This is a genomic window from Actinomadura graeca, assembly GCF_019175365.1.
In the GTDB taxonomy this organism is placed as follows: domain Bacteria; phylum Actinomycetota; class Actinomycetes; order Streptosporangiales; family Streptosporangiaceae; genus Spirillospora; species Spirillospora graeca.
Window position 1 is genome coordinate 3,208,249 of record NZ_CP059572.1, and the last position, 24,595, is coordinate 3,232,843.

The 24,595-nt window shown below is 74.8% G+C and carries 19 protein-coding genes; 10 read left to right on the top strand and 9 right to left on the bottom strand.

Translation table 11 applies throughout. The features are described 5' to 3' along the window. Positions 1-24: 24 nt before the first annotated feature. On the bottom strand, positions 25-1,590 hold the full coding sequence (locus AGRA3207_RS14125; RefSeq protein ID WP_231335082.1) for a Rieske 2Fe-2S domain-containing protein: 1,566 nt from the start codon (positions 1,588-1,590) through the stop codon (positions 25-27). A gap of 260 nt (positions 1,591-1,850) precedes the next feature. Between AGRA3207_RS14125 and AGRA3207_RS14130 the strand changes: the two genes are divergently transcribed. The 9 genes from AGRA3207_RS14130 (at position 1,851) to AGRA3207_RS14170 (ending at position 9,643) form a co-directional block, all read left to right on the top strand. Continuing rightward, positions 1,851-2,633, top strand: a complete 783-nt coding sequence (locus tag AGRA3207_RS14130; protein WP_231335083.1) for a sensor histidine kinase — start codon at positions 1,851-1,853, stop codon at positions 2,631-2,633. Next, on the top strand, positions 2,630-2,779 hold the full coding sequence (locus AGRA3207_RS14135) for a helix-turn-helix domain-containing protein (protein ID WP_231335084.1): 150 nt from the start codon (positions 2,630-2,632) through the stop codon (positions 2,777-2,779). Before AGRA3207_RS14130 ends, AGRA3207_RS14135 begins: the two co-directional genes overlap by 4 nt. Next, positions 2,746-3,276: a LuxR C-terminal-related transcriptional regulator gene (locus AGRA3207_RS14140; RefSeq protein WP_231335085.1), complete on the top strand. Its 531-nt coding sequence runs from the start codon at positions 2,746-2,748 to the stop codon at positions 3,274-3,276. The genes AGRA3207_RS14135 and AGRA3207_RS14140 overlap by 34 nt, the downstream gene beginning before the upstream one ends. A gap of 102 nt (positions 3,277-3,378) precedes the next feature. Further along, entirely contained in the window at positions 3,379-4,344 is a 966-nt protein-coding gene (locus AGRA3207_RS14145; RefSeq protein WP_231335086.1) for a cytochrome P450, read from the top strand. A gap of 217 nt (positions 4,345-4,561) precedes the next feature. After that, the gene (locus AGRA3207_RS14150; RefSeq protein ID WP_231335087.1) at positions 4,562-5,704 is read left to right on the top strand and encodes an alpha/beta hydrolase; all 1,143 of its coding nucleotides are present in this window, start codon (positions 4,562-4,564) and stop codon (positions 5,702-5,704) included. 1 nt (position 5,705) lies between these two features. After that, complete coding sequence (locus AGRA3207_RS14155) at positions 5,706-6,884, top strand: alpha/beta hydrolase (RefSeq protein WP_231335088.1); 1,179 nt, start codon at positions 5,706-5,708, stop codon at positions 6,882-6,884. 87 nt (positions 6,885-6,971) lie between these two features. Then, positions 6,972-8,285, top strand: coding sequence for a sensor histidine kinase (locus AGRA3207_RS14160; RefSeq protein WP_231335089.1), 1,314 nt, complete (start codon positions 6,972-6,974; stop codon positions 8,283-8,285). After that, on the top strand, positions 8,282-8,947 hold the full coding sequence (locus tag AGRA3207_RS14165; protein ID WP_231335090.1) for a response regulator: 666 nt from the start codon (positions 8,282-8,284) through the stop codon (positions 8,945-8,947). The genes AGRA3207_RS14160 and AGRA3207_RS14165 overlap by 4 nt, the downstream gene beginning before the upstream one ends. 90 nt (positions 8,948-9,037) lie before the next feature. Continuing rightward, positions 9,038-9,643 carry a response regulator gene (locus tag AGRA3207_RS14170; RefSeq protein WP_231335091.1) on the top strand — a complete coding sequence of 202 codons (606 nt, stop codon included), beginning with the start codon at positions 9,038-9,040 and terminating at the stop codon, positions 9,641-9,643. Positions 9,644-9,688: 45 nt separating this feature from the next. Here AGRA3207_RS14170 and AGRA3207_RS14175 read toward each other — a convergent pair whose 3' ends face one another. From AGRA3207_RS14175 to AGRA3207_RS14185, 3 genes are read right to left on the bottom strand one after another with little or no spacing between them, the layout of a single operon-like run. Continuing rightward, on the bottom strand, positions 9,689-11,038 hold the full coding sequence (locus tag AGRA3207_RS14175) for a serine/threonine-protein kinase (protein ID WP_231335092.1): 1,350 nt from the start codon (positions 11,036-11,038) through the stop codon (positions 9,689-9,691). Positions 11,039-11,060: 22 nt separating this feature from the next. Next, complete coding sequence (locus AGRA3207_RS14180; protein WP_231335093.1) at positions 11,061-12,788, bottom strand: serine/threonine-protein kinase; 1,728 nt, start codon at positions 12,786-12,788, stop codon at positions 11,061-11,063. A 53-nt stretch (positions 12,789-12,841) separates the two neighbouring features. Beyond that, positions 12,842-14,752, bottom strand: coding sequence for a serine/threonine-protein kinase (locus AGRA3207_RS14185; RefSeq protein WP_231335094.1), 1,911 nt, complete (start codon positions 14,750-14,752; stop codon positions 12,842-12,844). Between the two features lie 185 nt (positions 14,753-14,937). On the opposite strand from AGRA3207_RS14185, the gene lysX reads away from it, so the two are divergent. Beyond that, positions 14,938-18,225: a bifunctional lysylphosphatidylglycerol synthetase/lysine--tRNA ligase LysX gene (lysX, locus tag AGRA3207_RS14190; RefSeq protein WP_231335095.1), complete on the top strand. Its 3,288-nt coding sequence runs from the start codon at positions 14,938-14,940 to the stop codon at positions 18,223-18,225. 216 nt (positions 18,226-18,441) lie between these two features. Here the strand turns inward: lysX and AGRA3207_RS14195 are convergent, their stop codons facing one another. From AGRA3207_RS14195 to AGRA3207_RS14215, 5 genes are all read right to left on the bottom strand, one after another. Beyond that, positions 18,442-18,966 (bottom strand): hypothetical protein, encoded by a 525-nt coding sequence (locus AGRA3207_RS14195; protein WP_231335096.1) that lies wholly within the window; start codon positions 18,964-18,966, stop codon positions 18,442-18,444. 49 nt (positions 18,967-19,015) lie between these two features. Further along, complete coding sequence (locus tag AGRA3207_RS14200) at positions 19,016-19,591, bottom strand: TetR/AcrR family transcriptional regulator (RefSeq protein WP_231335097.1); 576 nt, start codon at positions 19,589-19,591, stop codon at positions 19,016-19,018. 52 nt (positions 19,592-19,643) lie between these two features. After that, a complete protein-coding gene (locus tag AGRA3207_RS14205; protein ID WP_231335098.1) occupies positions 19,644-20,756 on the bottom strand; it encodes a winged helix DNA-binding domain-containing protein in 1,113 nt (370 codons plus the stop codon). Between the two features lie 50 nt (positions 20,757-20,806). Continuing rightward, entirely contained in the window at positions 20,807-24,223 is a 3,417-nt protein-coding gene (locus AGRA3207_RS14210) for a hypothetical protein (RefSeq protein WP_231335099.1), read from the bottom strand. A 151-nt stretch (positions 24,224-24,374) separates the two neighbouring features. Beyond that, positions 24,375-24,578, bottom strand: a complete 204-nt coding sequence (locus tag AGRA3207_RS14215; RefSeq protein WP_231335100.1) for a PspC domain-containing protein — start codon at positions 24,576-24,578, stop codon at positions 24,375-24,377. Positions 24,579-24,595: the final 17 nt, after the last annotated feature.

Consider the following 24,595-nt stretch of genomic DNA (forward strand, 5'->3'; position numbering starts at 1 on the left):
CGGGGTGGAGGCTCCCGGTGGCCTCTAGGAGACGCGGCGGCTGGTGAGGTTCGCGGCGCGGGCGTTCACGCACGCCCCCGTCGCGAGGTCGAAGGCGAAGTTGTGCGCGAGGCAGTGGACCCGCCCGTCCCGGATGACCGCGCCGATGGACAGGTCCTCGCCCGCGTGCGGGCAGTAGCGGGGGATGTCGTAGCTTCCGCCGCGCCACTCGACGACGATCCGCTCGGTCTCGTCCCGCCCTGTCTCGTACGCCTCGACGGCCTGGAGCGCCGGGGCGTTGGCGTGCTTGAGCAGGCCGACGAGGTGGTCGTTGTACACGTCGGGGTCGCGGTAGAGGCCGACCCGGAAGGAGATGAGCAGGTCCTCCCACGCCATCCTGCCGTCGAGGACGCCCTCCAGCCAGCGTCCCGCGGTGGTGATCCGGTAGTGCGGGCGAGTGCCCGGCAGGGCGTGCGCGACCGTCAGCCCGTCCGGGGAGAAGTCCACGTCCCAGGACCCGCCGTGGGGACCGGTGATCTCGAACCGGACCACCATGGCGATCTGCCGGAGGAAGTAGTCGCTCAGGGTCCCGAGGTGCTCGAAGTGCGCGGCGAACCGGTCGAACAGGCCGGGGGCGGGGTCGGGGTTCTCCGCCATCACGTCCGCGATGAACGGGGCCCGGTCCTCGGCGTACCGCCTGAGGTACTCCGCCCGTCCGGCGTCGGCGAAGGAGAAGGCGGCCGAGACGGGGTCCCGGACGACCGTGCCCGTGCCGAGGTCGATGGAGTCGCCGGGCCTGAAGTGGTCCCAGCGCTGCGCCGGCAGGTGCTCGCGCAGCCACGCCGTCGCCATCTCGGGATCGCAGAACGCCCCGTCCTCCTGGTCGAGGACCCGGTTGAGGTGGGACACCTCCTCGTCCAGGAAGCACGGCGGCCCCGCGAACGGCACCGCCAGCTCCGGCGCCGTCTGCCGGACGAGGCGCTGGACGGCCCGGAGTTTGGCGACCCGCTTGTCCATCGAGACCGCGGCCATCTCCTCGGCCGGGTACTCGTAGCAGATCGGATGCCAGGACGCACCGGCCGTCTGGAGCGCCATCAGGTCCAGCCGCCCTCCCACCAGGTGCTTGGCCCGGCGGGCCTGCGCGGCGGTGAGCCGGGCGTCGTTGCAGTTCAGGAAACCATGACCGTCGGCGACCATCAGGAAAGCCGCGTCATGGCACATCGGGGAGAGCTCGGGAATCGCGGTGATCCAGGAACCCCGATTGTCGAGTGGGAATTTCTCCCAGGCCGGCAGCTCGATTACCTGGCGCCCCCCGGCGGCCGCCGCCATGCGTTCCCGGAAGGCCGGACCGGGGTAGCGCGGAATGAGGATCCTGGTGCGCGCGGGGAGCCGCTCGATGACCCAGGGATCGAAGTGGTCCAGGTGTTCGTGGGACACGGCGACCCAGTCCGCTTCGAGCAGCGCCGCGGTGTCGAGGTGATCGTTTCTGGGATACTGGTGCCAGGCTCCGAGGAAGGCCCCCGTTGGAGCGAGCCACGGGTCCGCGAGCAGGTGGAACGCCACCGCGTCCACCGCCACGCCCGCATGCCCGAGAAAAGTGACCGTTGGCATGCGTAGACTGTCTCCCCGCGGCCGCGCGCCCGCACCCACCGGAATGCGCAAAGCGGCTACGCCTTAGGCATGAAAGAAATGGCCTCGCACAGAGGGCCAATCCTTACTTGGACGCCCTGACAAAGGGTAAAGTTTACGGCCCGTTACTTACTGTCCACTTCCGGTCATACACCGGTATATTGCGGCAGATTATCTGGACACCACCGTCCTGTCGCGCGACCGTCGTGGTGGCGCCGGGCATTACGGACGGGGGACCATTCATGAACGACCGACGGCCCTCCCCGCACGTGCGCGCGCCGGCCGGCGGTGCCGCGCACGCCCTGTGGCGGCGGAGGCTCCGGCACGACATCCGGCACGAGCTGGGCACGATCATCATGCTGGCGTCGGCGGTCGCGGTGTCGGAGGACGTCGGGGAGGTGAGCCGGCGGCGCATCGAGCAGCTGCTCGGCGAGACCCGCTGGCTGGACCATCTGCTGCGGCGGCTCGACGAGGACGACGACGACCAGCCGCTGCCCTCCCCGGAGCGGATCCGCGTGGACGGCCTCACCGAGGAGGTCGTCACCGGGATCCGGCTCGCCACCCCCCACGAGATCTGCCTCGACGCGGACGAGGCGTGGGCGCACATGGACCCCGTCGCGCTGTGGCGGGCGCTCCGCAACGTCCTCGACAACGCCTGCCGCGTCGCCGGAGGCCGGGTGGACGTGCGGGTCGAGGTCGTCCAGGGCTGGGTGGTCATCCAGGTCGACGACGACGGGCCCGGCTTCGGCGCCGGACGGGACGCGCCGCGCCCGGCCGGACGGGACGCGCCGCACTCCGGCGGACGGGACGCGCCGCGTCACGGGCTGGCCTCGCTGGGCCTCGGCATCGTCCACGACCTGATCTCCGGGTACGGCGGCAGCCTGGAGATCCGCACCTGCGAGATGGGCGGTGCCCGCGTGCGGATGCTGCTCCCGGCGGCGCCGCCACCCGAGCCGCTGGCCGCGCCGCTCGCCGCCGAGACGTGTCCGGGACGGGACCGCGACGAGCGGCGGCCGCGTCCATGAGGGTCATCATCTGCGACGACCACGCGGTGTTCGCGGACTCGCTGTCCCTGGTGCTGTCGGACGCCGGGCACACCGTCGTGGGGGTGGTCTACTCCCCGAGGACGCCCTGCCCGTGCTGCGCGGCAGGAGCGCCGACGTCTGCCTGATCGACCTGCGGTTCCCGTCCGGCACCGCGCTGGAGTGGATGCCGCGGCTGCGGGCCGCCGCGCCGGCGACGCGGTTCGTCGTGCTGACCGGCTTCCTGGAGCAGCGGGTGCTGGAGGCGGGCGTCGCGGCGGGCGTGCGCGGGTTCGCGCACAAGGGGCAGCAGGCCGGGGACATCCTCGCGCTGCTGCGCCGCGTGGGCGCCGGGGAGGTCGTCGCCGACCTCGCCGCGCAGCGCGGCGGCGCCCGGCCGCGCAGCCGTGCCCAGCAGGTCGCGCGGTTCCTCACCCCGCGCGAGCGCGAGGTCCTGACCCGGCTCGCGCGCGGCGAGTCCACGCAGGCGCTGGCCAAGGCGATGGGCGTGACGCGCAGCACCGCCCGCAGCCATGTGCAGAGCGTGCTCAGCAAGCTCGGCGTGCACTCGCAGCGCGAGGCGGTCATCGAGGCCGCCAGGCACGGGCTGGTCAGCGTCGAGACCGGGGAGTGGCTCGCCGGCTGAGAGGAGCGGGACGGTGGCGCGCCACCCCGCGGGACGGCCGAATCCGGACACGCCGGGTCCGGCCGGGACGCGTTAGCGTCCGCCTTGAAGGAGGAGGTTCCCATGCCTCAACGGCGAGGCGCGCTGCCCATCTCCGACGCCGAGGTCCTCGGCTGCCCCGACACCTACGTCCGCGGCATCCCCTATGACCGGCTGGAACGCCTCAGGGGCCGTACCCCGGTGGTGTGGCTGGACGGGCGGCTGGCCGGCCGGCCGGGGTCGTGGGCCGTCCTGCGGTACGAGGACGTCCGGCACGCCCTGGCCCATCCCGAGCTGTTCTCCCCGGACGCCGACGGCGTCCTGCACGGCCCCCTGCCCGGCGACGGCTCCGGGGCGGACGCGCCGGACGGCCCGTCGTACGGGGCGCCCGACGGCGGGCCGGCGCGGATCGACATGGACCCGCCCACCGGGGCCATGCTGGACCGGATGCCGGACGGCGCCGCCGTCGACTTCGTCACCGACGTCGTCCGCGACCTCCCCGAGACGCTCCGGGACACCCTGGCGGGCGGCGTGCACGCCCTCATCCGCCATCCGGTGCAGTACGAGCGGCTGCGGGACCGCCGGGCGGACGACGGCCTCCTCGACAGCGCCGTGGAGGAGATGCTGCGCTGGTGGACGCCCGTCATGCAGGTGTGGCGGACGATGCGGCGCGGCACCGTCATCGGCGGCGTGCCGCTGCTCGCGGGCGAGCGGGTGGCGCTGTGGCTCGCGTCCGCCAACCACGACGACGGGGTGTTCCCCGAGCCCGCGCGTTTCCTGCCCGACCGGTTCCGCGCGCTCCCGGCCGCCACCCGGCCGTCCCGCTTCGGGCGCACCCGCCAGCGCGAGCAGCGCGTCCGCCCCCATCTGTGCTTCGGCCAGGGCGACCGCGCGTGCCTCGGCGCCCGGCTGGCCCGGGTCCACCTCCGTGCCCTGCTGGTGGCGCTGCTGAACCGGCCGGGATGCGTCCGCCCGGCGGGCGAGCCGGTGATGCTGCGGTCGAGCGCCCGCCACGGCTTCGAACGACTGCCCATCCGGTGGACCGGCTGACACTTCTCGGCCGACTGGCACTTCGACCCGGCACACACCGTTGAACGGCTGACACGGCGCGGGCTCCCCGGGCCGTTCCGGTACCGGTGCCTTCGCCGGGTCAGGGCCCCCATCCGGGTCCGCCCACTGAACGTCCCCGCTGCCTGTGCCGTATGTCGGCTCAGTTGCTCCCTCGCGCGCCCGGAACGCGGCGCGCCCTGCCAGAGGAGGACCGAAGGTGGGACTGACGAGCTGGGGGCTGCTCGTTCTGCTCGCGTCGCTCACGTCCGGATCCCTGGCCGCGACCGTGTGGGCGTGGCCGCGCGCCGCGTCCGCCGGTCTCCGCGCCGCCGCGGGACGCGTCCTGCTGCTGCTCGGCTGCCAGCTCACCGTCCTGGTGACGCTGGTGACCGCGCTCAACGGCTACTACCTGTTCTACGGCTCGTGGGCGGACCTGGCGAGCGCGGCGGGCGGCCGCGCGCAGGCCGCCCGGCACGGGCCGGCGGCCGTCCCGAACGCCAGGGCGGCCTCGCAGGTGGTCCGGAAGGTGCGCGAGAGCCTCGCGCCGGCGCGCGCCGGGCGGCCCCTTCCCGAGCGGGACGGCCAGGTCGAGCACCTGGACATCCGCGGGATCCGCACCGGGATCTCGTCCGAGGCGTACGTCTACCTGCCGCCGCAGTACTTCCAGCGGCCCTTCGCGGCCCGGCGGCTGCCCGTCGTGATCTTCATCGCGGGGTACCCGGCGGCGGACCGGCAGGTCTGGATCGGCAAGGGGCACGTGCCGGACACCGTGGCGCGCGAGCAGCGGGCGGGCCGCGTCCAGCCGATGATCTACGTGCTGATGCGGCCGACCGTCGAGGACGGCCGGGACACCGAGTGCGCCGACGTCCCCGGCGGCCCGAAGGTGGAGACGTTCTTCGCGCAGGACGTCCCCGAGGCGATCTCCGAGACCTACCGCACGGCCTACGACCGCGCGGGCTGGGGCCTCGCGGGCTACTCCACCGGCGGATACTGCGCGACGAAGCTGGCGATGCTGCACTCCGGGAGGTTCGCCGCCGCGGTGAGCATGGCCGGCCACTTCCACGCCCTGCTCGACACCACGACCGGCGACCTGTACGGCGGCAGCGCGCGGCTCCGGCGCGACAACGACCTGATCTGGCGGCTCCGGAACCTGCCGCAGCCGCCGGTGTCGGTGCTCGTCGCCTCGGCGGACGTGGGCGAGAAGACCTTCCCGTCCGCGCGGCGGTTCATGGCCGCCGCCCGCCCTCCGCTGGTGGTGGACAGGGTGCTGCTGCCGACCGGCGGCCACAACTTCAAGACGTTCCGCAAGTACATCCCGCCGTCGATCCGGTGGCTGAGCGCGCACCTGAAGGGCGAGTGACGTGGAGCCGGTCAGCGGGCTCCTCCTGCTGCTGGTGTGCGGGCTCACCGCCGGGTGCGTCGCGGCGGCCGTGGTGCTGTGGCCGCGCCTCGGCGGGCCCGGTGCCCGCCCGCTGCTGGCCCGGTCCGGGACGCTGCTGGCGACGCAGGCGCTGATGACCGTCTCGGCCGTCCTGCTCGCCAACCGCTACTTCGTGTTCTACGCGACGTGGAACGACCTGCTGGGCGGCGACACCGCGCAGGTGCGGGTGGAGCGGGTGCAGCCGAGCGGCGGCGTGCGCATGCCCGCCGACGAACCCGTGCGGCGCATGCCCACCGACCTCGGCCCGCGGCGCCCCGGGCGCGAGCGCGACCCGGCCGCGGACGGGCGGGTCGACCGGCTGCGGTTCCGCGGCGCCCGCAGCGGCCTTGCGGCCGAACTGTACGTCTACCTGCCGCCCCAGTACTTCCAGGCGGCGTATGCGGGCAGGCGGCTGCCGGTCGTCATGGTCCTCGCGGACGGCGCGGCGGACGGCAAGGCCGACGCGGGCAAGGACCCGTCCGCGGGTGCGATGGCATGGATCCGGCAGGGGCGGCTGCCCTCCGCGGCGGACGACGCGGAGGGCCCCGGCAACGCGCAGCCGATGGTGTACGCGATGGTCGGCCAGGGGCACGGGTGCATCGACGTGCCCGGACGGTCCGCCGGAGCGTCCGGCCTGGCCGAGACCTTCCTCTCCCAGGACGTGCCGGAGGCGCTCGCCGACACCTACCGGCTGCCGCGCACCCGCAAGGGCTGGGGGTTGCTGGGGCTGGCCGCGGGCGGGCACTGCGCGGCGCGGCTCGCGATGCTGCACTCCGACCGGTTCGCCGCCGCGGCGGCCCTCGGCGGCCGCTTCGGGCTTCCGCCCGCGCCCCCGGCCGGTCCGGGCGGCGACCCGTACGGCGGCAGCCGCGCGTACCGGCTCGACAACGACCTCCTGTGGCGGCTGGAGAACCTCCCGCCGCCGCCGGTCGCGGTCCTGGCCGCCGCCGGGACGGGCGGGGAGGACGCGCGGGAGGCGGAGCGGTTCACCGCGCGCGTCAAGCCGCCGATGATGACGGGCAGTGTCCTGGTGCCGGGATCGCCCGGGACGCTCCGGCAGTGGCGCGGCCGGCTCCGTCCCGTTCTGGAATGGACGGGCGCGCATCTGCGAGGCGAGTAGTCCCCGGCCGGCTACCTCCCGGGGAGTAGGGCCGCTGACTCCCCCCAGCCGACGTGGACCGGCCCGCACGTGACCTAACGTGCTGGCATGAGCACCTCCTCGCCGCACGCGCCGGTCCGGCCCCACCGGCCGCGCCCGGCCCAGTGGCCCGTGTGGGTCGTCCCGCTGTTCCTGGCGTTCGTCCAGGTGGCCGGGTCCCTCGCGGCGCAGCACGGCGGGCGGGGTCCCGGGGGCCGGGGGGAGTCGTGGCGCGACCACGGCGGCTGGGGTCCGGGCGGCGAGGGCGGCCCCCACATCGGCAGCAGGGACCTGGACGCGCTCGGCGTCGCGCTGCTCCTGGCCGGCCCGGCGCTGCTGCTGCTCCGCCGCCGCAACCCGGTGGCGACGCTCGCGGCGACGTTCGCGGTGACGGCCCTCTACCTGCTGCGCGGCTACACCTACGGCCCGGCGCCGTTCTCGGCCGCCGTCGCGATCGTCGCGGCGGTCACCGCCGGGCACCGGCTCGCGGCCTGGGCGGGGACGTCCGCCGCGCTGGCGGCCTACTTCGCGCTCACCGCGGTGATCGGCGTCCCGCCGGAGCGCCGGGGCGAGTCCGGGCGGCTGTTCCCGGTGGAGGAGCCGAGCCTGTCCGGGACGGTCTTCGTGATCGGCTGGGCGCTGGTGGTGCTGGTCACCGCGGAGCTGATCCGGATGCGCGGCCAGAAGGCCGCCGAGGCGGCGCGCGTCCGCGCCGAGGAGGAGCGCCGCCAGGCCAGCGAGGAGCGGCTGCGGATGGCCCGCGAGCTGCACGACGTCCTCGCGCACAACATCTCGATGATCAACGTGCAGGCGGGCGTGGCGCTGCACCTGATGGACGACGACCCCGAGCAGGCCCGGACGGCGCTGGCGGCCATCAAGGAGGCCAGCAAGGAGGCGCTCACCGAGATGCGCGGGGTGATCGGGGCGCTGCGTGCGCAGGGCGAGAGCGCGCCGCGCTCCCCCACCGCCGGCCTCGACCGGCTGGACGACCTGCTCGACCGCGCCCGCTCCGCCGGGCTCGGGGTGGACGCCGAGGTCACCGGGGACCCGAGGCCGCTGCACGCGAGCACCGACCTGGCCGCGTTCCGGATCGTCCAGGAGTCGCTCACGAACGTGACGCGCCATGCCGGGCCGGGCCCGGTGACGGCGCGGGTCCGCATCGCCTACGGTGAACGCGAGATCGAGGTGCGGGTCGAGGACGACGGCCGGGGCGCGTCGCTGCTGGACGAGCATCCGGGCGGCAGCGGGATCCGGGGCATGCGGGAGCGGGCCGCCGCGCTCGGCGGCACGTTCGACGCCGGGCCCCGCACCGGCGGCGGCTTCGCCGTCCGGGCGCGGCTGCCCCTCACCGACGACGCGGGGGACGAAGGGGACGCGCTGTGATCAAGGTGCTGCTGGCCGACGACCAGGCGCTGGTCCGGGCGGGCTTCCGGGCGCTGCTGGACGCCCAGCCCGACATCGAGGTGGCCGGCGAGGCCGGGGACGGCGAGGAGGCGGTCGCGCAGGCGCGCCGGCTCCGCCCGGACGTCATCCTGATGGACATCCGGATGCCGGGCCTCGACGGGCTCGCCGCCACCCGCCGGATCGCCTCCGACGAACGGCTGGACGGCGCCCGGATCGTCATCCTCACCACCTTCGAGCTGGACGAGTACGTCTTCGAGGCGCTGCGCGGCGGCGCGAGCGGGTTCCTGGTCAAGGACACCGAGCCGGTGGAGCTGATCCACGCCGTCCGCGCCGTCGCCGCCGGGGACGCGCTGCTGTCGCCGAGCGTGACGCGGCGGCTGATCGCCGAGTTCGCGGCGCGGGCCAAGGAGCCCGCTCCGTCGCCGCGGCTGAACGCGCTGACCGACCGTGAGCGGGAGGTGATGACGCTGGTCGGCGAGGGGCTGTCCAACGAGGAGATCGCCGCGCGGCTGGTGGTCAGCCCCGCGACCGCGAAGACCCACGTCAGCCGGACGATGGTCAAACTCGGCGCGCGCGACCGGGCGCAGCTGGTCGTGTTCGCCTACGAGTCGGGTCTCGTGAAACCCGGCTGGCTGCCCTAGAAAGCCTTACTCTCTGGCGATTGACTGTTCCCCGCCTGCGCCGGCATGACAGGGTTGATCCGCACGAGGCCACCGCCATGGAGGAGTCCGGTGCCCAACCCCACGAGGATCCTCGCGGTCGACGACCGCGAGGAGAACCTGACCGCCCTCGCGGCCGTGCTCGACGCGCTCCCGGTCGAGGTCGTGCCCGTCACGTCCGGCCGCGCGGCGCTGAAGGAACTGCTGGGCGAGGAGTTCGCCCTGATCCTGCTCGACGTCGTGATGCCGGAGATGGACGGCTTCGAGACCGCCGGGCACATCAAGGCCCGGCCCCGTACCCGTGACATCCCGATCATCTTCCTCACGGCCGCGGGCGGGGCGGGCGAGCAGGCGTTCCGCGGCTACGCGGCCGGGGCCGTCGACTACCTGACCAAGCCGTTCGACCCGTGGCTGCTGCGCGCGAAGGTGTCGGTGTTCGTCGAGCTGCACCGCCGCAACCTCGAACTGCGGCGGCAGGCGGGGCTCCTGCGCACCGCGCTCACCGGCGACGCCGACGACTCCGCCGACTGCGACCGGCTCCTCAAGGCCCTGGACGACAGGCTCTCCCGCATCGAGGACGACGCGGCCCGGCTGCGCTCCGGCGAGCCCGCCGAGGACCTCGACGACCACGTCGCCGACCTCAGGCTCGCGCTGGACGCCCTGTCCGCGGGCGCCTGACCCGTCCGCCGTCCCCCGGCCCGGCCGGTGGGACCCGCCCCTCGCTCACATCCCCGGCCCGGTCGCGGCGACCCGCGCGGCGGGCGCGGCCATCGCGTCCGCCTGGAGCTTCTGGCGCAGGATGAACGCCCCCGCCAGGACCGCCGCGATCACCAGGATCACCGCGATCGCGACGATCAGGACGGTCTTGCGGCGCTCGCCCGGCCCGTGCGGGCCCGGCGGCGCCCCGCCCTGGGCGGGCGGGGCCGGCTGCTGCCAGTTCCCGTACTGCCGCGGCTGCTCCCACGGAGGCGGTGTCCGCCCGGAAGGCCCCTGCCCCTGCGGCGTGCGACCCTGCGGGGGCGGCGGCGCCCAGTCGGTCTCCAGCAGGGTCGGACCGTCGAGGCCCGGCGTGCGCCCCGGCCCGGGCGCCATCCCGTCGGCCGCGTCGTGCCGGGTGGCGGCCTCGATCTCGTTCGGGTCCAGCACGGTCTCGGCGGCGTCGTCGCCCCGGCCCGCGCGTCCGGGCGGACCGTCGAGCATGGTCGCGTCCGTGCCGGTCGGGCGCGAGGACGCCGGCGGCGAGGGCGAGGGCGGGGCCGGGGGCAGCGTCGCGACGTGGGTGAGCAGCGGCTGCGCCTGCGCCGCCGTCATCCGGTGCACCGGCTCGCGCGCCAGCAGCCCCTCCAGCACGCGCGAGAGCGGCCCGGCGTTGCGGGCGGGCGGGACCGGCTCGGTGAGCGCCGCCTGGAGCGAGGACATCGCGTCCGGCCGCTCGTAGGGGGAGCGTCCCTCGACGGCCGCGTAGAGCGTCGCGCCCAGCGCCCACAGGTCGGACGCGGGGACCGCCCGCTCGCCCTGCGCGCGCTCCGGCGGGATGTAGGCGGGCGACCCCATCACCAGCCCGGTCTGGGTGAGGGTCGCGTCGCCCTCCACCTGCGCGATGCCGAAGTCGGTGAGGACCACGCGCCCCGCGTCGGTGATCAGCACGTTGCTGGGCTTGATGTCGCGGTGCAGGATGCCCTTCTCGTGGGCGTGCCGGAGCGCCGCGAGCATCTGGAGCCCGATCTCGGCCACCCGGCGGTGCTCGATCGGCCCCCGGTCCAGGAGGTCCTGGAGGGACGGCGCGAGGACGAGCTCCATCACGATCCAGGGACGGTCCGACTCCTCCACCACGTCGTGGACGATGACGACGCCGGGGTGGCTCAGCCGCGCCGACGCCCGCGCCTCGCGGAACGTCCGCTCGTACAGGACGGCGCGCTCGGCGTCGCTCAGCCCCGGCGGCAGGACGACCTCCTTGACCGCGACGTCGCGGTCGAGCATCACGTCGTAGGCGCGCCACACGGTGCCCATGCCGCCGCGTCCGACCACCGCGTCGAGCCGGTAGCGGTTGCCGAGCAGACGTGCCTGTCCCATGGCTAGATGGTCCCCCAAGCGCTCATCCCACCCCTGAGGGACGGAACGTGTCGAGCACATTCTTCACGAGTGCCTCGTTCTCGTTCCACTTGGACGCGGGAACCGCCACCACCACGGCGTACGGCGTCCCGCCGGCGATCACGCCCCGGTCGCGGGCCCGGGTGCCGCCCGCGCGGGACCAGACGAACTCGATGTCGGCGGCGGGGAGCCCGCCGGCGGTGCTGCGGGCGATGTCGATCCGGCGGAAGCCCTGGAGCTTGCCGTCGGCGATGGCCTCGCGCTCCCAGGTGACCCAGTGCTCGTAGGGGTCGCCCGTCCACGGCGTGCGGTCGACCTGGACGTACGCGGTGGACGCCGGGTCCGTCCAGACCGTGCTGTTGCCCTGCTCCGCGCGCTTCCAGCCCCGGGGGACGCCGATCGTGAAGCCGGGTCCGGCGGCGGTGGCGAGCCCCGGCGGGAGCGGGGTCCTGCCGGGCGAGGTGCCCGGTGTCCCGCCGGGCGACCCGCTCGGCGAGGCACCGGACGTGGTGCCGGATTCGGGCGACTGCGCGGCGGGCGACCGCGGGCCGGCGGGGCCGCGGCCCTCCGCGCCCTTCGGCCACGCGTACACCACGGCGGGGACGAGGATCGCGACCACCACGAGCGCGCCGAGGAACACGGGCAGCGCCCGCCTGCGCTTCGCGGGCGCACTCCCCGCCGGGACGGGGGCGCCGTGCCCCCAGCCGGCCGTCCAGCCGCCCTCGGGCTGCGGACGGTGCGTGGTCGCGCCGTGCGGCGCGGCGGACCAGGAGGGCTGCGGGGTGCCGTCGTCCACCGCGGTGCCCGTGGTCCAGTGCCGGGGGCCCGGAGCCGGGCCCTCGAAGGCGAACGTGTCCTGCTGCGCGATCTGCGCGGCGGCCTCGCTCGCGGCGTGCCCGGACGCGACCGCGGCGAGCGCCTCCTCCGCCTGGTCGGCGCCCATCCGGCGGACCGGGTCGCGCTCCAGCAGCCCCGCGAGGACGGGCGCGAGCGGCCCGGCGTTGCGCGGCGGCGGCGGTTCCTGCGTCATCACGGCGGCGAGCACCGCCATGGCGTCGTCGCGGTGGTGCGGGGCCTTCCCCTCGCAGGCGGCGTAGAGCGTCGCGCCGAGCGCCCACAGGTCGGACGCGGGGATCGCGGGCTCGCCCTTGAGCCGCTCCGGCGACATGTACGCGGGCGACCCCATGATCAGCCCGGTGTGCGTGAGCGTGGCGTCGCCCGCCATCCGCGCGATGCCGAAGTCGGTGAGGACGGCGCGGTCCCCATCGGCGACCAGAACGTTCGCGGGCTTGACGTCGCGGTGCAGGACGCCGATCGCGTGCGCGGCGCGCAGCGCGCCCACCACCTGCCGGCCGATCGAGGCGACACGGCCCGGCGGCAGGGGGCCGTCCTCGTCCACCACGTCCTGGAGCGAGCGGGCCCTGACCAGCTCCATGACGATCCACGGACGGTCGTCCTCGTCCACGACGTCGTGTACGGTCACGACGCCCGGATGGTTCAGGCGCGCCGAGGCGCGCGCCTCGCGGAGCGTCCTCTGGTGCCGGGTCTCCCGCTCAACGGGGTCGAGGGAGACGTGCAGGGAGACCTCCTTGACCGCGACGTCGCGGTCGAGCGTCTCGTCGCGGGCCCGCCACACGGTGCCCATCCCGCCGCGCCCGACCACCGACAGCAGCCGGTAGCGGCCGGCCAGCAACCGCCCGTCCGCGTGGTCCGCCTGTTCCCCGTCCGACATGAGTCGCGACCCTACCGATCCCATCTAACAGATCGGCATACGCCGACCTTGCGTCACTTCTTCGCGGGCTCGAAGAACCGGAAGACGGGCTGGAGCGCCGCCAGCTCCTTCTCCCAGCGCTCGTCCGGCGCCCGCAGGAGGATGGCGTAGCCGTGCCCGTTCACCACGAAGCCGCGGTTGAGGATGTGCAGCCGGGTGCCGCCGCTCTCGAAGGTGAACTCCCAGTCCGCGGACCTGTCGCCGTTCCCGCCGTCGGGCACGGGCGGGTGGTCGCCGGTCGGCTCGATCTTGATCTTGCGGTAGCCGGGGAACCCGGCGCCGCCCTTCTCCTGCCGCCGCCAGTCGCCGATCGCGCTCGCGCCGGGCCGGTCGGTCTGCCCGATCTGGACGTAGGTCTCGCGGTTCCGCGAGTAGTAGAAGTCGCCGCCCTGCTTGCGCTCGGGGCCGCTCCAGCCGTCCGGGACGGGGACGGCGTAGCCGCTGCGGTCATGGTGCATGCGGAAGCCCGCCGGGAGTGCCGCGCCGGGCGTCGCGCTCGGCGTGGCCGGCGTCGGGCGCGCGGACGATTTCGGGGCCTTCGGCGACGGGTGTGCGCCCTTGCCGCCGGGGTCGTCACCGCCCGAACCCGCCATCGCGATGCCCGCGATGACGACGATGATGAGCAGCACGACCGCGCCGATGACCAGCGCGTTCCGGTGGGTGGCCAACGCCGAGCGGACGGATCCGCGCGGCTCGGCGCCGGCGGCGTCCGGGGCGGCCGGAGGAAGCGGGCGGCCGAGGCGGTCCGTCTGCTCCAGGCGGCCCGCGGGCTGCGTGGGCGGCCCGGCGCGCCAGGACGTGGCGCGCGCCGGGTCGTCCAGCACGGTCTCGTTCGGGGACGGGCCGTCGGCGCCGGGCGGGGGCCCGGCCGGCAGGTTCAGGGTGCCGGGTTCCTGCGGCGCCGCCGCGTCGGCGGGGCCGGGCGCCGGGTCGGCGGCCGGGAGGAACGACGCGGCGTCGAAGCGCGTCAGCTGGTCGGGGCGCGCGTCGCCGGCGCCGGGGATCTCGGGGATGGGCGTGACGCGGGTCTGCGCGGCGGGGGCCTCCAGGGGGTACTCCACCGCCATCGTCCGCTGGGTGTCGATGGTCTCCTGCCGGACGATGTCGTCCAGCAGCGCCCCGGCCTCGATGGCGTCCATCCGCTGGTCGGGGTTCTTGCGCAGCAGCCCCTCGATGACCGGGACGAGCCGGCCGCCCTTCTCCGGCGCGTCGGGCTCCTCGGAGATGACGGCGACCAGCGCGGCCATCGGCTCGGGACGCTCGAACGGCGACTTGCCGTGCAGCATCGCGTAGAGCGTGACGCCCAGCGACCACAGGTCGGACGCGGGCCCGGCGACGCGGCCGCGGGCGCGCTCCGGCGCGATGTAGGCGGGCGAGCCCATCACGAGCCCGGTCTGGGTGAGGGTGGCGTCGCCGGAGGCGGTGGCGATGCCGAAGTCGGTGAGCACGGCGCGCTCGCCGCCCGCCACCGTGCCGGTGACCAGCACGTTGCTGGGCTTGACGTCGCGGTGCAGCACCCCGGCGTCGTGCGCGGCGTGCAGCGCGGCGAGCATCTGCCGGCCGATCTCGGCGGCGCGGCGCGGTTCGAGCGGCCCGTCCTGCTTGATGACCTGGTCCAGGGAGCGGGCCAGGATCAGCTCCATGATGATCCAGGGCCGGTCGTCCTCCTCGACGACGTCGTAGACGGTCACGACGCCGGGGTGGCCGAGCCGCGCGGCGGTGCGGGCCTCACGGAACGTGCGCTTGTGGTGGACGGCCCGTTCCTCATCGGTGAGACCATGCGGGAGGATGACCTCCTTCACCGCGACGTCACGACCGAGGACCTCATCGTGTGCCTGCCAGACCGTCCCCATGCCGCCTCGGCCGACCTGGGTTACCAGTCGGTAGCGGCGGGCGAGCAACCGCTCACCGGGTTCATTTGGCATATCCGCGACCATATCGACTTTTGCTGACAACCTTGGACCGAGCTTGCAAGCCACATCCCCCTACCCGTACGACGCCCGGCACCACCTCATGGTTCGCCACCGGGTGAGCGAGTGCGGACGGAAGCGTGATCGACGTGACACCCGGTACAACTAAGAGAGTTGCACAACGTGCCGACGGGGGGACGATGCCGGAGAAGGGCCTGAGGGGCGAGTGGCGACGCCTGATCCAGGCGGCACCCACGATCTTCTTCTGGTACACCCGTCTCTCCGGGATCCTGTCGCTGCTGGCCTGGGTCTCCTATGGTCTCATCCTTGAGATAGCCGACATCTGGGCGCTGCGCTGGATCGGCTACCTCGGCTGGTTCCCCAGCGTGCCCGTCGGGCTCGTGTGGATCCTGCTGTCGATGGGGGTGCGGCGGCGCAAGAAGGCCGCCTGGCGCATCCTCGTCCTCATCTTCTGCCTGCCCGCCGCGCTCGGCGTCACCGCCGTCCTCACCACCCTGTTCGACCCGGCGAAGCCCACCCCGGTCGGCCTGATCGTCACGGCCTGCGTGTACCTCGCCGTGCTCGGCCTGCTGGTCTCGGCGCGCGGCCAGTTCACCACACTGCCCGACCGCGCGAACCGGCGCCTCGCGGCGATCGTCTTCACCTGCCTGCTGGTCGTGACCTGCGGGATCGGGACGTTCCTCGTCACCGTCACCGACCGCCAGAGCAGCGGCGACTTCTGGACGCACCCCGTCTACGCCATCATGCAGACGGTCCTCGGGCCGCGCGTCACGGGCAAGCCGATCGACGTCTCCGTCCCGTTCTGGGTGGACGTGATCCTGTGGGTCCTCGGCACCGGGCTGTTCGTCGGGACCTTCTGGGCGCTGTTCAAGCCCGGCCGCCGCGACCCCGTCCTCAGCCCGCCGGAGGAGCTCGCGGCGCGCGCGCTGCTCGCCGAGTACGGCGAGCAGGACTCGCTCGGCTACTTCGCGCTGCGCCGCGACAAGGACGTCATCCTCGCACCGAACGGTAAGGCGGCCATCGCCTACCGGGTGGAAGGTTCGGTCTCGCTGGCCAGCGGCGATCCGCTCGGCGACCCCGAGTCGTGGGACCAGGCGATCGAGGCGTGGCTCGGCGAGTGCCGCGCGCACGCGTGGATCCCCGGCGCGGTCAGCGTCGGCGAGCGCGGCGCCCACATCTACCGGCGGCACGGGTTCGACGCCCTGGAGCTCGGCGACGAGGCCATCGTCGACCTCACCGACTTCAACCTCGACGGCCGCGAGATGCGGCAGGTCCGCCAAGCGGTCCGGCGCGTCGAGCGGGCCGGCTACACCGTCCGCATCCGGCGGCACTCGCAGATCCCCGGCTGGGAGATGGGCAAGCTCATCCGCAGCGCCGACGCCTGGCGCGGTGAGGAGACCGAGCGCGGCTTCTCGATGGCCCTCGGCCGCCTCGGCGACCCCACCGACGGCCGCTGCGTGATGGTCGAGGCGTTCGACGCCCAAGGCGAGCTGCGCGGGCTGCTGAGCTTCGTCCCCTGGGGCCGGACGGGCCTGTCGCTGGACCTGATGCGCCGCGACCGCCGCGCCGAGAACGGCCTGAACGAGTACATGGTCGCCAAGCTCGCCGAGAAGGCCGCCGTGGTCGGCGCGCAGCAGCTGTCGCTGAACTTCGCGATGCTGCGCTCGGCGTTCGAGCGCGGCTCGCAGATCGGCGCCGGGCCGGTCGCGCGCGCCTACTACCGGTTCCTGTCGTTCGCGTCGAAGTTCTGGCAGCTGGAGTCGCTGTACCTGGCCAACGCCAAGTACCTGCCGCACTGGCGGCCCCGGTTCATCTGCTACCAGCATGGGCGCCACCTCGTCCGGCTCGGGCTCGCCTACGCGCGCGCCGAGGGGTTCCTGCCGAGCTTCAACCGCCCCAAGCTGGACCGCGCGGCCGCCATGGTCCCGTCCACGGACCTGGTCGAGCGGATCAAGGAGATCGAGGAGGCCGCCGACGCGGCCCGCGCGCCGCAGCGCCGGCTGTCGGAGCAGGAGCGGGTCCGGCACGCGAAGCTGGAGCAGATCCGCGCCTGCGGCATGGACCCCTACCCGCTGTCGTTCGAGCGCACCGACTTCGCGTCCGGGATCCGCGAGCGCTTCCCCGGGCTGCCGCCCGACACCCGCACCGGCGAGCACGTCGCCATCGCCGGGCGTGTCGTGCTGGCCCGCGAGCACGGCCGGCTGATCTTCGTCACGCTGCGGGACGAGACCGCCGACCTCCAGGTCATGCTGACCTCCGACGCGCTCGGCGCCCCGTCGCTGCGCCACTGGAAGTCGCTGATCGACCTCGGCGACCAGGTGGGCGTGTCGGGCGAGGTCGTCACGTCCCGGCGCGGCGAGCTGTCGGTGCTGGCCGACGCCTGGCGGCTCACCGCCAAGTGCCTGCGGCCGCTGCCGAACAAGCGCGCCGGGCTGTCGGACCCCGAGGCCCGCGTCCGGCAGCGCTACGTCGACTTCATCGTCAACGACGACGCGCGCCGGATGCTGCGCATGCGCGGCGACGCGGTGGCCGCCGTCCGCGACGCGCTGCGCGCCCGCGGCTACCTCGAAGTCGAGACGCCGATGCTCCAGCCCATCCACGGCGGCGCCGCCGCCCGCCCGTTCACCACCCGCATCAACGCCTACAACATGCAGCTGTACCTGCGGATCGCCCCGGAGCTGTACCTCAAGCGGCTGCTGGTCGGCGGCGTCGGCCGGGTGTTCGAGCTGAACCGCAACTTCCGCAACGAGGGCGTGTCGCACAAGCACAACCCCGAGTTCACGATGCTGGAGGCGTACGAGCCGTACGGCGACTACGACACGATGGCCGGCCTCACCCGCTCCCTGGTCCTGGACGCCGCGCGCGCGGCGCTCGGCACCACGGTCCTCGTCCGCGACGGCGTCGAGTACGACCTCGCGCGGCCCTGGGAGGAGATCACCGTCTACGAGTCGGTCTCCAAGGCCCTCGGCGAGGAGGTCACCCCCGACACCCCCGCCGCGACGGTGCGCGGCCTCGCCGACCGCGCCGGGCTGAACACCGACCCCGCGTGGGGGCAGGGCAGGCTCGTCCAAGAGCTGTTCGAGGCGCTGGTCGAGGAACGGCTGATGGCCCCGACGTTCGTCCGCGACTACCCGGCCGAGACCTCGCCGCTCACCCGCCCGCACCGCGACGACCCCCGGCTGGCCGAGAAGTGGGACCTCATCGTCTTCGGCCTGGAGCTGGGCACCGCCTACTCCGAGCTGATCGACCCGATCATGCAACGTCAGCGCCTCACCGAGCAGTCGCTCCAGGCGGCCGGCGGCGACCCCGAGGCCATGGAACTGGACGAGGACTTCCTGCGCGCACTCGAATACGCCATGCCCCCCGCGGGCGGCATGGGCATGGGCATCGACCGGCTCCTGATCACCCTCACCGGCCGCAGCATCCGCGAGACCATCCCCTTCCCCCTAGTCCGTCCAGGGTCCTAGTTTTTTTGCAGTGCCCTTGGCGTCGGGCGCTGGAGCGCCCTCCTTCAACGGGCACCGCGGCGATCGCTGCATCGCTCCGAACTCGCCCTAGAGGGCTCGCTTCGCGATCAGGTTCTCGCTTCGCTCGAACCTGCCTTCGGACGCGATCGCAACGCTCGGGTCGTTGGCTGGGGCATGGACGGGTGATTGGTCGCTTGGGCGTTAGGGCACTGCGATTTACACAACTCGATAGCCCTGGTCGGCTAGCCAGTGGCGGGCGAGGCCGCGGCGGGCCTCTTCGTCTTCGGGGAGGTCGCGGCCGGGGGGGATGGGGAGCCAGCGGGACGGGTCGTAGACCTCGGCGGCGGGTTCATCGGCCAGGTCCCCGATGTGCAGGACGTCGCCGTGGACGAGGTCGAGGACGTGCGGCTCGGTGTCCTCCAGCGCGGCGGCGATCGCGCCGAGGTCGGCGGGCAGGGGCGGCAGGGCGGCGGCGCGTGGTGTGCCGAGCGCCGCCGCGAGGTCGGCGGCCAGTTCCGCGTCGCCCGGCGCGTCCCGGGCGTCCAGCTCGGCGAGGCACTCCTCGGCCCGTTCGCGCGCGGCGGCCCGTCCCTCGGCGAGGGCGGCGGCGAGCACGTCGCCCGCGTATTGGAGCACCGGCCCGAGCGGGCGGTCGCCGAGCGCCGCCAGGCCGCCGGAGCCGTCGCGGAGGTGTGCGGCGGCGCGCAGCCGCGCCAGATCGTCCTCGCCCCACCCGGTCACAGGGTCCTTTGTACAGAGCGGCCGGACGATCCGGGCCAAGTGGAGGAAATCACCGCGCGCGGCTGACGAGACCCTCCATCACGACGTCGAAGAGGTGCTCGTGCCTGAGCCCGATGGACGGGGCCACGTCGGCGATCGAGGCGAGCGCGCTGAACAGCGCGAACAGGTCGGTGCCATCGACGTCGGGACGGATGCGCCCGGCCTGCTGCGCGCGTGCCAGCAGCCGTCCGCCGGCGTCCCGCATCGCGACGCACGAGGCGTGCAGCGAGGACCGGCCGTCCTCCAGGGTGGCGATCATGGAGGCGGCGAGGCCCCGGTAGGTGGCGGCGCCCTCGGCGAAGGCGCGCAGCCATTCCGTCAGCGCCTCGGCGGGCGGGTGGGACGCCTCCAGCGCGGCGGCGTGCGCGGCGAGCCGGTCGAACCTGCCGCCGAGCAGCGCCTCCAGCAGTTCCTCGCGTGTCGCGAAGTGCCGGTAGAGCGTCCCCATGCCCACCTCGGCACGGCGGGCGATGTCGCGCAGCGACGCCTGGGTGCCCTGCTCCTCGATGACCGTCCTCGCCACGTCGAGGATGCGGGCCCGGTTCCGCTGGGCGTCGGCCCGCAGGGCACGGGGAGCTTCGGTCATCCCCCGATCCTAGAGCGTGCGGTCCGGAACAGGGCTCCGGTTGCCGTCCGCCTCACTCCGGGACGGTGATGCGGACGGCGTGCACGGCGCCCGGGGCGGCGAAGTCCAGCAGGCGGGCGGCCTCCTCCTCGGCCTCCGAGGCGTCCGGGAGGGGCTCGAACAGCTCGATCGCCAGCTCGGCGCGGCCCTCCTCGCGGTCGTGCCGGAGCTTCCAGACGCCGTGGACGCGGCCGTCGACCAGCAGGGTCGCCTTGACCCACGCGCCGACGCAGACGGCCTTGCGCCGCTCGCCGGTCATCAGGCGCGTGCGGTCGGCGTAGGCGAGGAGGAGGTTGTCCAGGTCGGGCAGGAAACGGACGGGCGCGGGCACATCGCCGGAGGGCAGCGGCATCCCGGGCACGTCGAACAGCTCGGTGCCGTTCTCGTCCCGGAACACGTCGAGGCCGGGGCGGAGCCGCTCGAAGTCGGCGTCCATCCGCCGCAGCCCCGACCACGCCTGGAAGTCCTTGACCGAGGCGGGCCCGAACGCGGCCAGGTACCGGTGGATCAGCCGGTCGGGGCCCGGGTCCTCCTCAAGCGGCCTGCCGATCCAGTCCTCCGCCAGCGCGAAGGGCGTGGCGCCCCGGGTGTTCCACGTCCCGCTGGGCGGCGGGTGGACGACCGGCACGAGTGCCTGCGACGACCAGCCGAGGGCCTGCGGGTCGCGGCCGGGCCACCGCTCGGCGAGGGCCCGCGCGAGCTGCGGACGGGTGAGCGTCCGGCCGTCGAGGAGCGTGCGGGCCTCGGCGGCCAGCTCGTCCAGGTCCCAGTCGCCGGTGACGCGGCCGAACGCCGCCTGGCGCCCGGCCAGCAGGCTCTCCCGGACGAGCGGCCGGATGTGCAGGAAGTCGTCGGCCGCCGCCATGTGCTGGGTGCCCCGCAGCAGCGACGAGCGGACGACGGAGCGGTCATCGAGGAGGTCGGTGAGGTCCTGCTGCCGGAAGTCCGCGAGACGCGCCCAGAGGGCGAGATAGGGCAGGTTCGGGTCCTGCGCCTGGAGGGCGACGAGACGTCCCACCGCCTGGAGGGCGGACATGCCGGAGCGGGCCAGCAGCAGCTGCCGCTCCAGCGTGGCGCGGTTGAGCGTGCGGCGGTCGAGGGTGCGCGCCATGGTTCCTCCGAGCATGGGAACAAATCGTTCCGTTCCATGGTATCCGAACGGAACGGATCATTCCACTAGGAGCCCTCCCGGTACGCCTCCACGGCGTAGCGGAGCCGGGCGCCGACCAGGAGCGCCTCGTCCGGCGGGCAGGCCAGCAGCCGCCGCGCCAGCTCCACGATCTGCTCGTCGGTCAGGTCGGGCTCGCGCGCGGCGATCCGCGCCACCAGCTCGACCAGCTCGGACCGCTTGTAGCCGACGATCGAGCGTCCGCGCCGCACCTGGAACGGGGCGGCGTCCGTCGCCACCTCGGCCACGGCCACCGCCTCGTGCGGGGCCTCCTCGCCGGCCGGTTCGGAGACCGCCACAGGGGCCTGCTCGGGGATCGGCTCAGGAACCGGCTCGGGCACCGGCTCGGGACGTGCCTCGGGCGCGGGACGCGGCTCGGGGACGTCCGGCTCGGGCATCCGCGGGGCGGGTGCCCGCGGCTCGGGGGCGGACGGCCCGGCGGTCTCCGGTTCCGAGGTCAGGAACCTGAACAGCGGTGTCGTGGGGGTCAGGCGGCCGCGCAGGGTGGGCGGCAGCGGGGTCGCGGGGACGGGCCCCTCCGGCTCGGGCAGGTCCGGGCCGGACGGGCCGACGAGGATCAGCCGGGGCGCCAGCCAAAGCAGGAACAGGCCCTCGGCGCCCGCGCCGTGCTCGCCGTCCACGATGACGACGTCGAACGAGCCGGGACGCGGCGGCAGCGCCTCCGGGACGCGCCAGAGCGGCAGGATCCACCCCGGGACGATCTCGGACGGCGCGGACGACGGCGCGCCCGGCGGCAGCGCCGCCAGCGCCGCGTTCCAGGCGCGGGCGGACGCCAGCTCGTCCTGGACGGCGCGCAGCCGGGCCTCGGCGTCCGCGAGCGACGCGCTCAGCCGCTCCTCGGCCGGGGACGGCACGGTCTCGGCGAGCCGCCCCGACGCGCGGGCCCACGCCCACGCCTCGTCCCAGCGCTTCGTCCGGCTGCGCCAGGCGTCGTCGCCGTCGGTCGCGGCGAGCAGGTTCGCGAGGTCGGGGTGGACGGCGCGGACCCGTGCCAGCAGCTCCTCGCAGCGCAGTTGCAGCGACCGCTCGTGCCGTGCCTCGGCGAGCGCGCCGAGGCACCGGCCGTAGGCGGCGGCGTCCCGGGCGTCGATGGCGGCGAGCGCCGCCTCCAGCTCCGGCGGGTCGTCGGCGCCGGCCGGGCCGATGGAGTCGCGCAGCGCGTCGAGGTCGGCGGCGGCGCGGTTCACGCCGAGGCCCTCCAGCGCCCCGTCCAGCGCGGACACGTACCCGTGCCACTGGAGCGGATGGTTGAGCGGGACGGCCATGCCGGAGCGGTCGAGGAGGTCCACGGTCTCGTTCACCGCGGGCATCGCGTCGCGGACGCGGCCGAGGCGCGCGTGCGCGCGGACGAACCGGGCGAGGCGGTCGGCGGGCGGCGGGTCGGCCGGGAACGAGATCCCGGCGGCCTCCCACACGTACTGGAGCTCCTGGCACGTCATCCGGATCATCAGCTCGGTGAAGACCAGGTCGAGAAGCTCGGGCGTGGTCGGCGGCGCGCCGTCCACGGTGGCGCCGCCCAGCAGCACCTCGGCCTGCCGCTGGGCCGCCGACCGCAGCGGCCCGCGCTTGAGGCTGCCGCCGTCGGCGAGGTAGGCGCGCAGGTCCTGGGCGATGCCCGCGAGCTTGCGCAGGTGCAGCTCGCCGGGCGGCAGCTCGATCCGGCGGTCCGCCATGCCCGCGGCGGCGCGCTCGGCCCACCGCGCCCGCGGCGCCATCTCCGCGACCCGCGTCCAGACGAGCGGGCGCCGGTGGGCGAGGGCGTCACCGAAGGCGCGGACGGCGAGGTCGGCGGGGTTCCAGCCGCCGGGGTGCCCGTCCAGCCCGAGGTCGCGCAGCGCCGCGGCGACGACGGAGGCGGCCCCGTCGAGCCGGGCGAGCAGCGCGGGGTCGCGTTCCCGCAGCCGCCGGGACAGGTCGGTCTCCGACCGCGCGGCGCGCTCGGACGCGACGGCCTCCGCCTCGATCAGCGTGCGCACGTACGCGGCGCTCGGCAGCGCGCCGGGGTCGACGTCGCGCCGCTCGCCGTGGACCTTGCGGGCGGGCGTCTCCTCGGCGAGCAGCACGACCAGCTCCGCCGCCTCGGCCCGGGAGATCGGCGGTCCCGGCGGCAGCCCGGGGCGGACGGGCATCCACGACATCTCGGGGGCCTCGGCGCGCAGCCGCCGGGCCAGCTCGCCGAGCCCGCCGCGGTAGCCGGAGCCGAGGTCGGTGGCGCCGCTCTCCTCGGCGTCCCGGAGCCGTTCGCGCAGCCCGGCGGCCTCCAGCTCGGCCGCCTGCTCCCGCTCGGCGAGCGCGGCGACGCGTGCCCGCTCGCGGGACGGGTCGTGGGCGGCCGCGCGGGCGAGGACGGCGGTGGCGGCCTCCCCCGCCGCGGCGGGGTCGGCGACCGTGAGGCCGGCGAGCCCCGGCGGCAGCGCCGCGCGCAGCGCCTCCGACGCCGCCGTGCCGGACGTGGCGACCAGCACCCGCATCCCGCGGACGAGGACGGCCGCGAGGAAGTCGCGGGCGGTGTGCGGCGCCGCCTCCTCGACGTGCCGGACGTGCTGCCCGCCGCCCCGGGCGATGAACCGGGCCAGGCCCTCGGGGACGGGCGTCCCGTTGGCGAGCATGCCGATCATCTCGGTGTTGACGCCGGCGACGGCCGCCCGTCCGGGCGGGCGGACGACGAGCGCGGGCGCGAGCCGCACGCGGGGCACCGGCGGGAGGGACGCGCCGGGGTCGAAGGCCCAGTCCTCCCGGTACGCGGCGCCCTCGGCCGGGCCCGGAGCGGGGTTCCCGTCCGGGTCGGGGGCCATGGTGGACGCGATGGCGAACGAGCACCACTTGCGCAGGACGTCGCCGACCGAGGCGTTCAGCCCGAAGCCCTGACCGGCCTGCACCGCGTCGGAGACCCAGCCGACGGGCCTGAACTCGGGGCGGTGTGCCAGCAGCTCGCGGTCGCGCAGGGTCGTGTGCCCGGCGAGGACGACGTCGACGCGCTCGGTCCGCTCGTCCACCACGATGCGGACGGGCGTGTGGAGCAGGTGGTCGTGGACGGGCGCGCCGTCCCCGGGGCGCCACGCGAGCAGCCCCGCGGCGAGGACCACCTCGTGGCCGCGCTCGGGGGCCTGCTCGGCGAGGTCGCGCAGGAGCCGGTACCAGTGCCGCAGCCCGAGCCAGCCGTCGAACTCCTCCAGCACGCCCGGGGGCGCCAGCGGGATGACCGGGACGCTGAACAGGACGTCGCCGGGTCCCGCGTCGGCCTCCACGTAGACGTCGCCGGGCAGCCCGGCGAGCCAGTGGACCTGGTCGTGCCCGTCCAGGTTCCGTGCGGGGCGCCGCCGCGCCCGCGCCAGGTCGCGCAGGTACCCGAGCAGGCGGGCCGCCCGCTCGGCCTGCTCCGCGCCCGGGCCCTCGTCCGGCACCGCGGCTCCTTCCCTCCCGCTGGGAACGGTGGTGCCCCGATCTAACACCCCAGGACGGGCCCGGCCAAGGGTTTGCGGTGATCATGCCGTGGTGGCGGGGCGGCGGACGCCGCCCCGGCCGCCGTGGCGGGTGTCATTCGCCAGGTACCGGTCAGTGGGTGCGGGCCACGTAGCGATCCTCGCTGGGCAGCATCACCCACAGCACCAGGTAGATCACGAACTGCGGGCCGGGCAGCAGGCAGGACAGCAGGGCCAGGAGCCGGACCGTCCAGGGGGCCATGCCGAACCGGCGTGCGAGCCCGGCGCAGACACCCGCGATGATCCGGCCTTCGCGCGGACGGTAGAGGCCGTTCATGATTTCTTCTCCCCGAG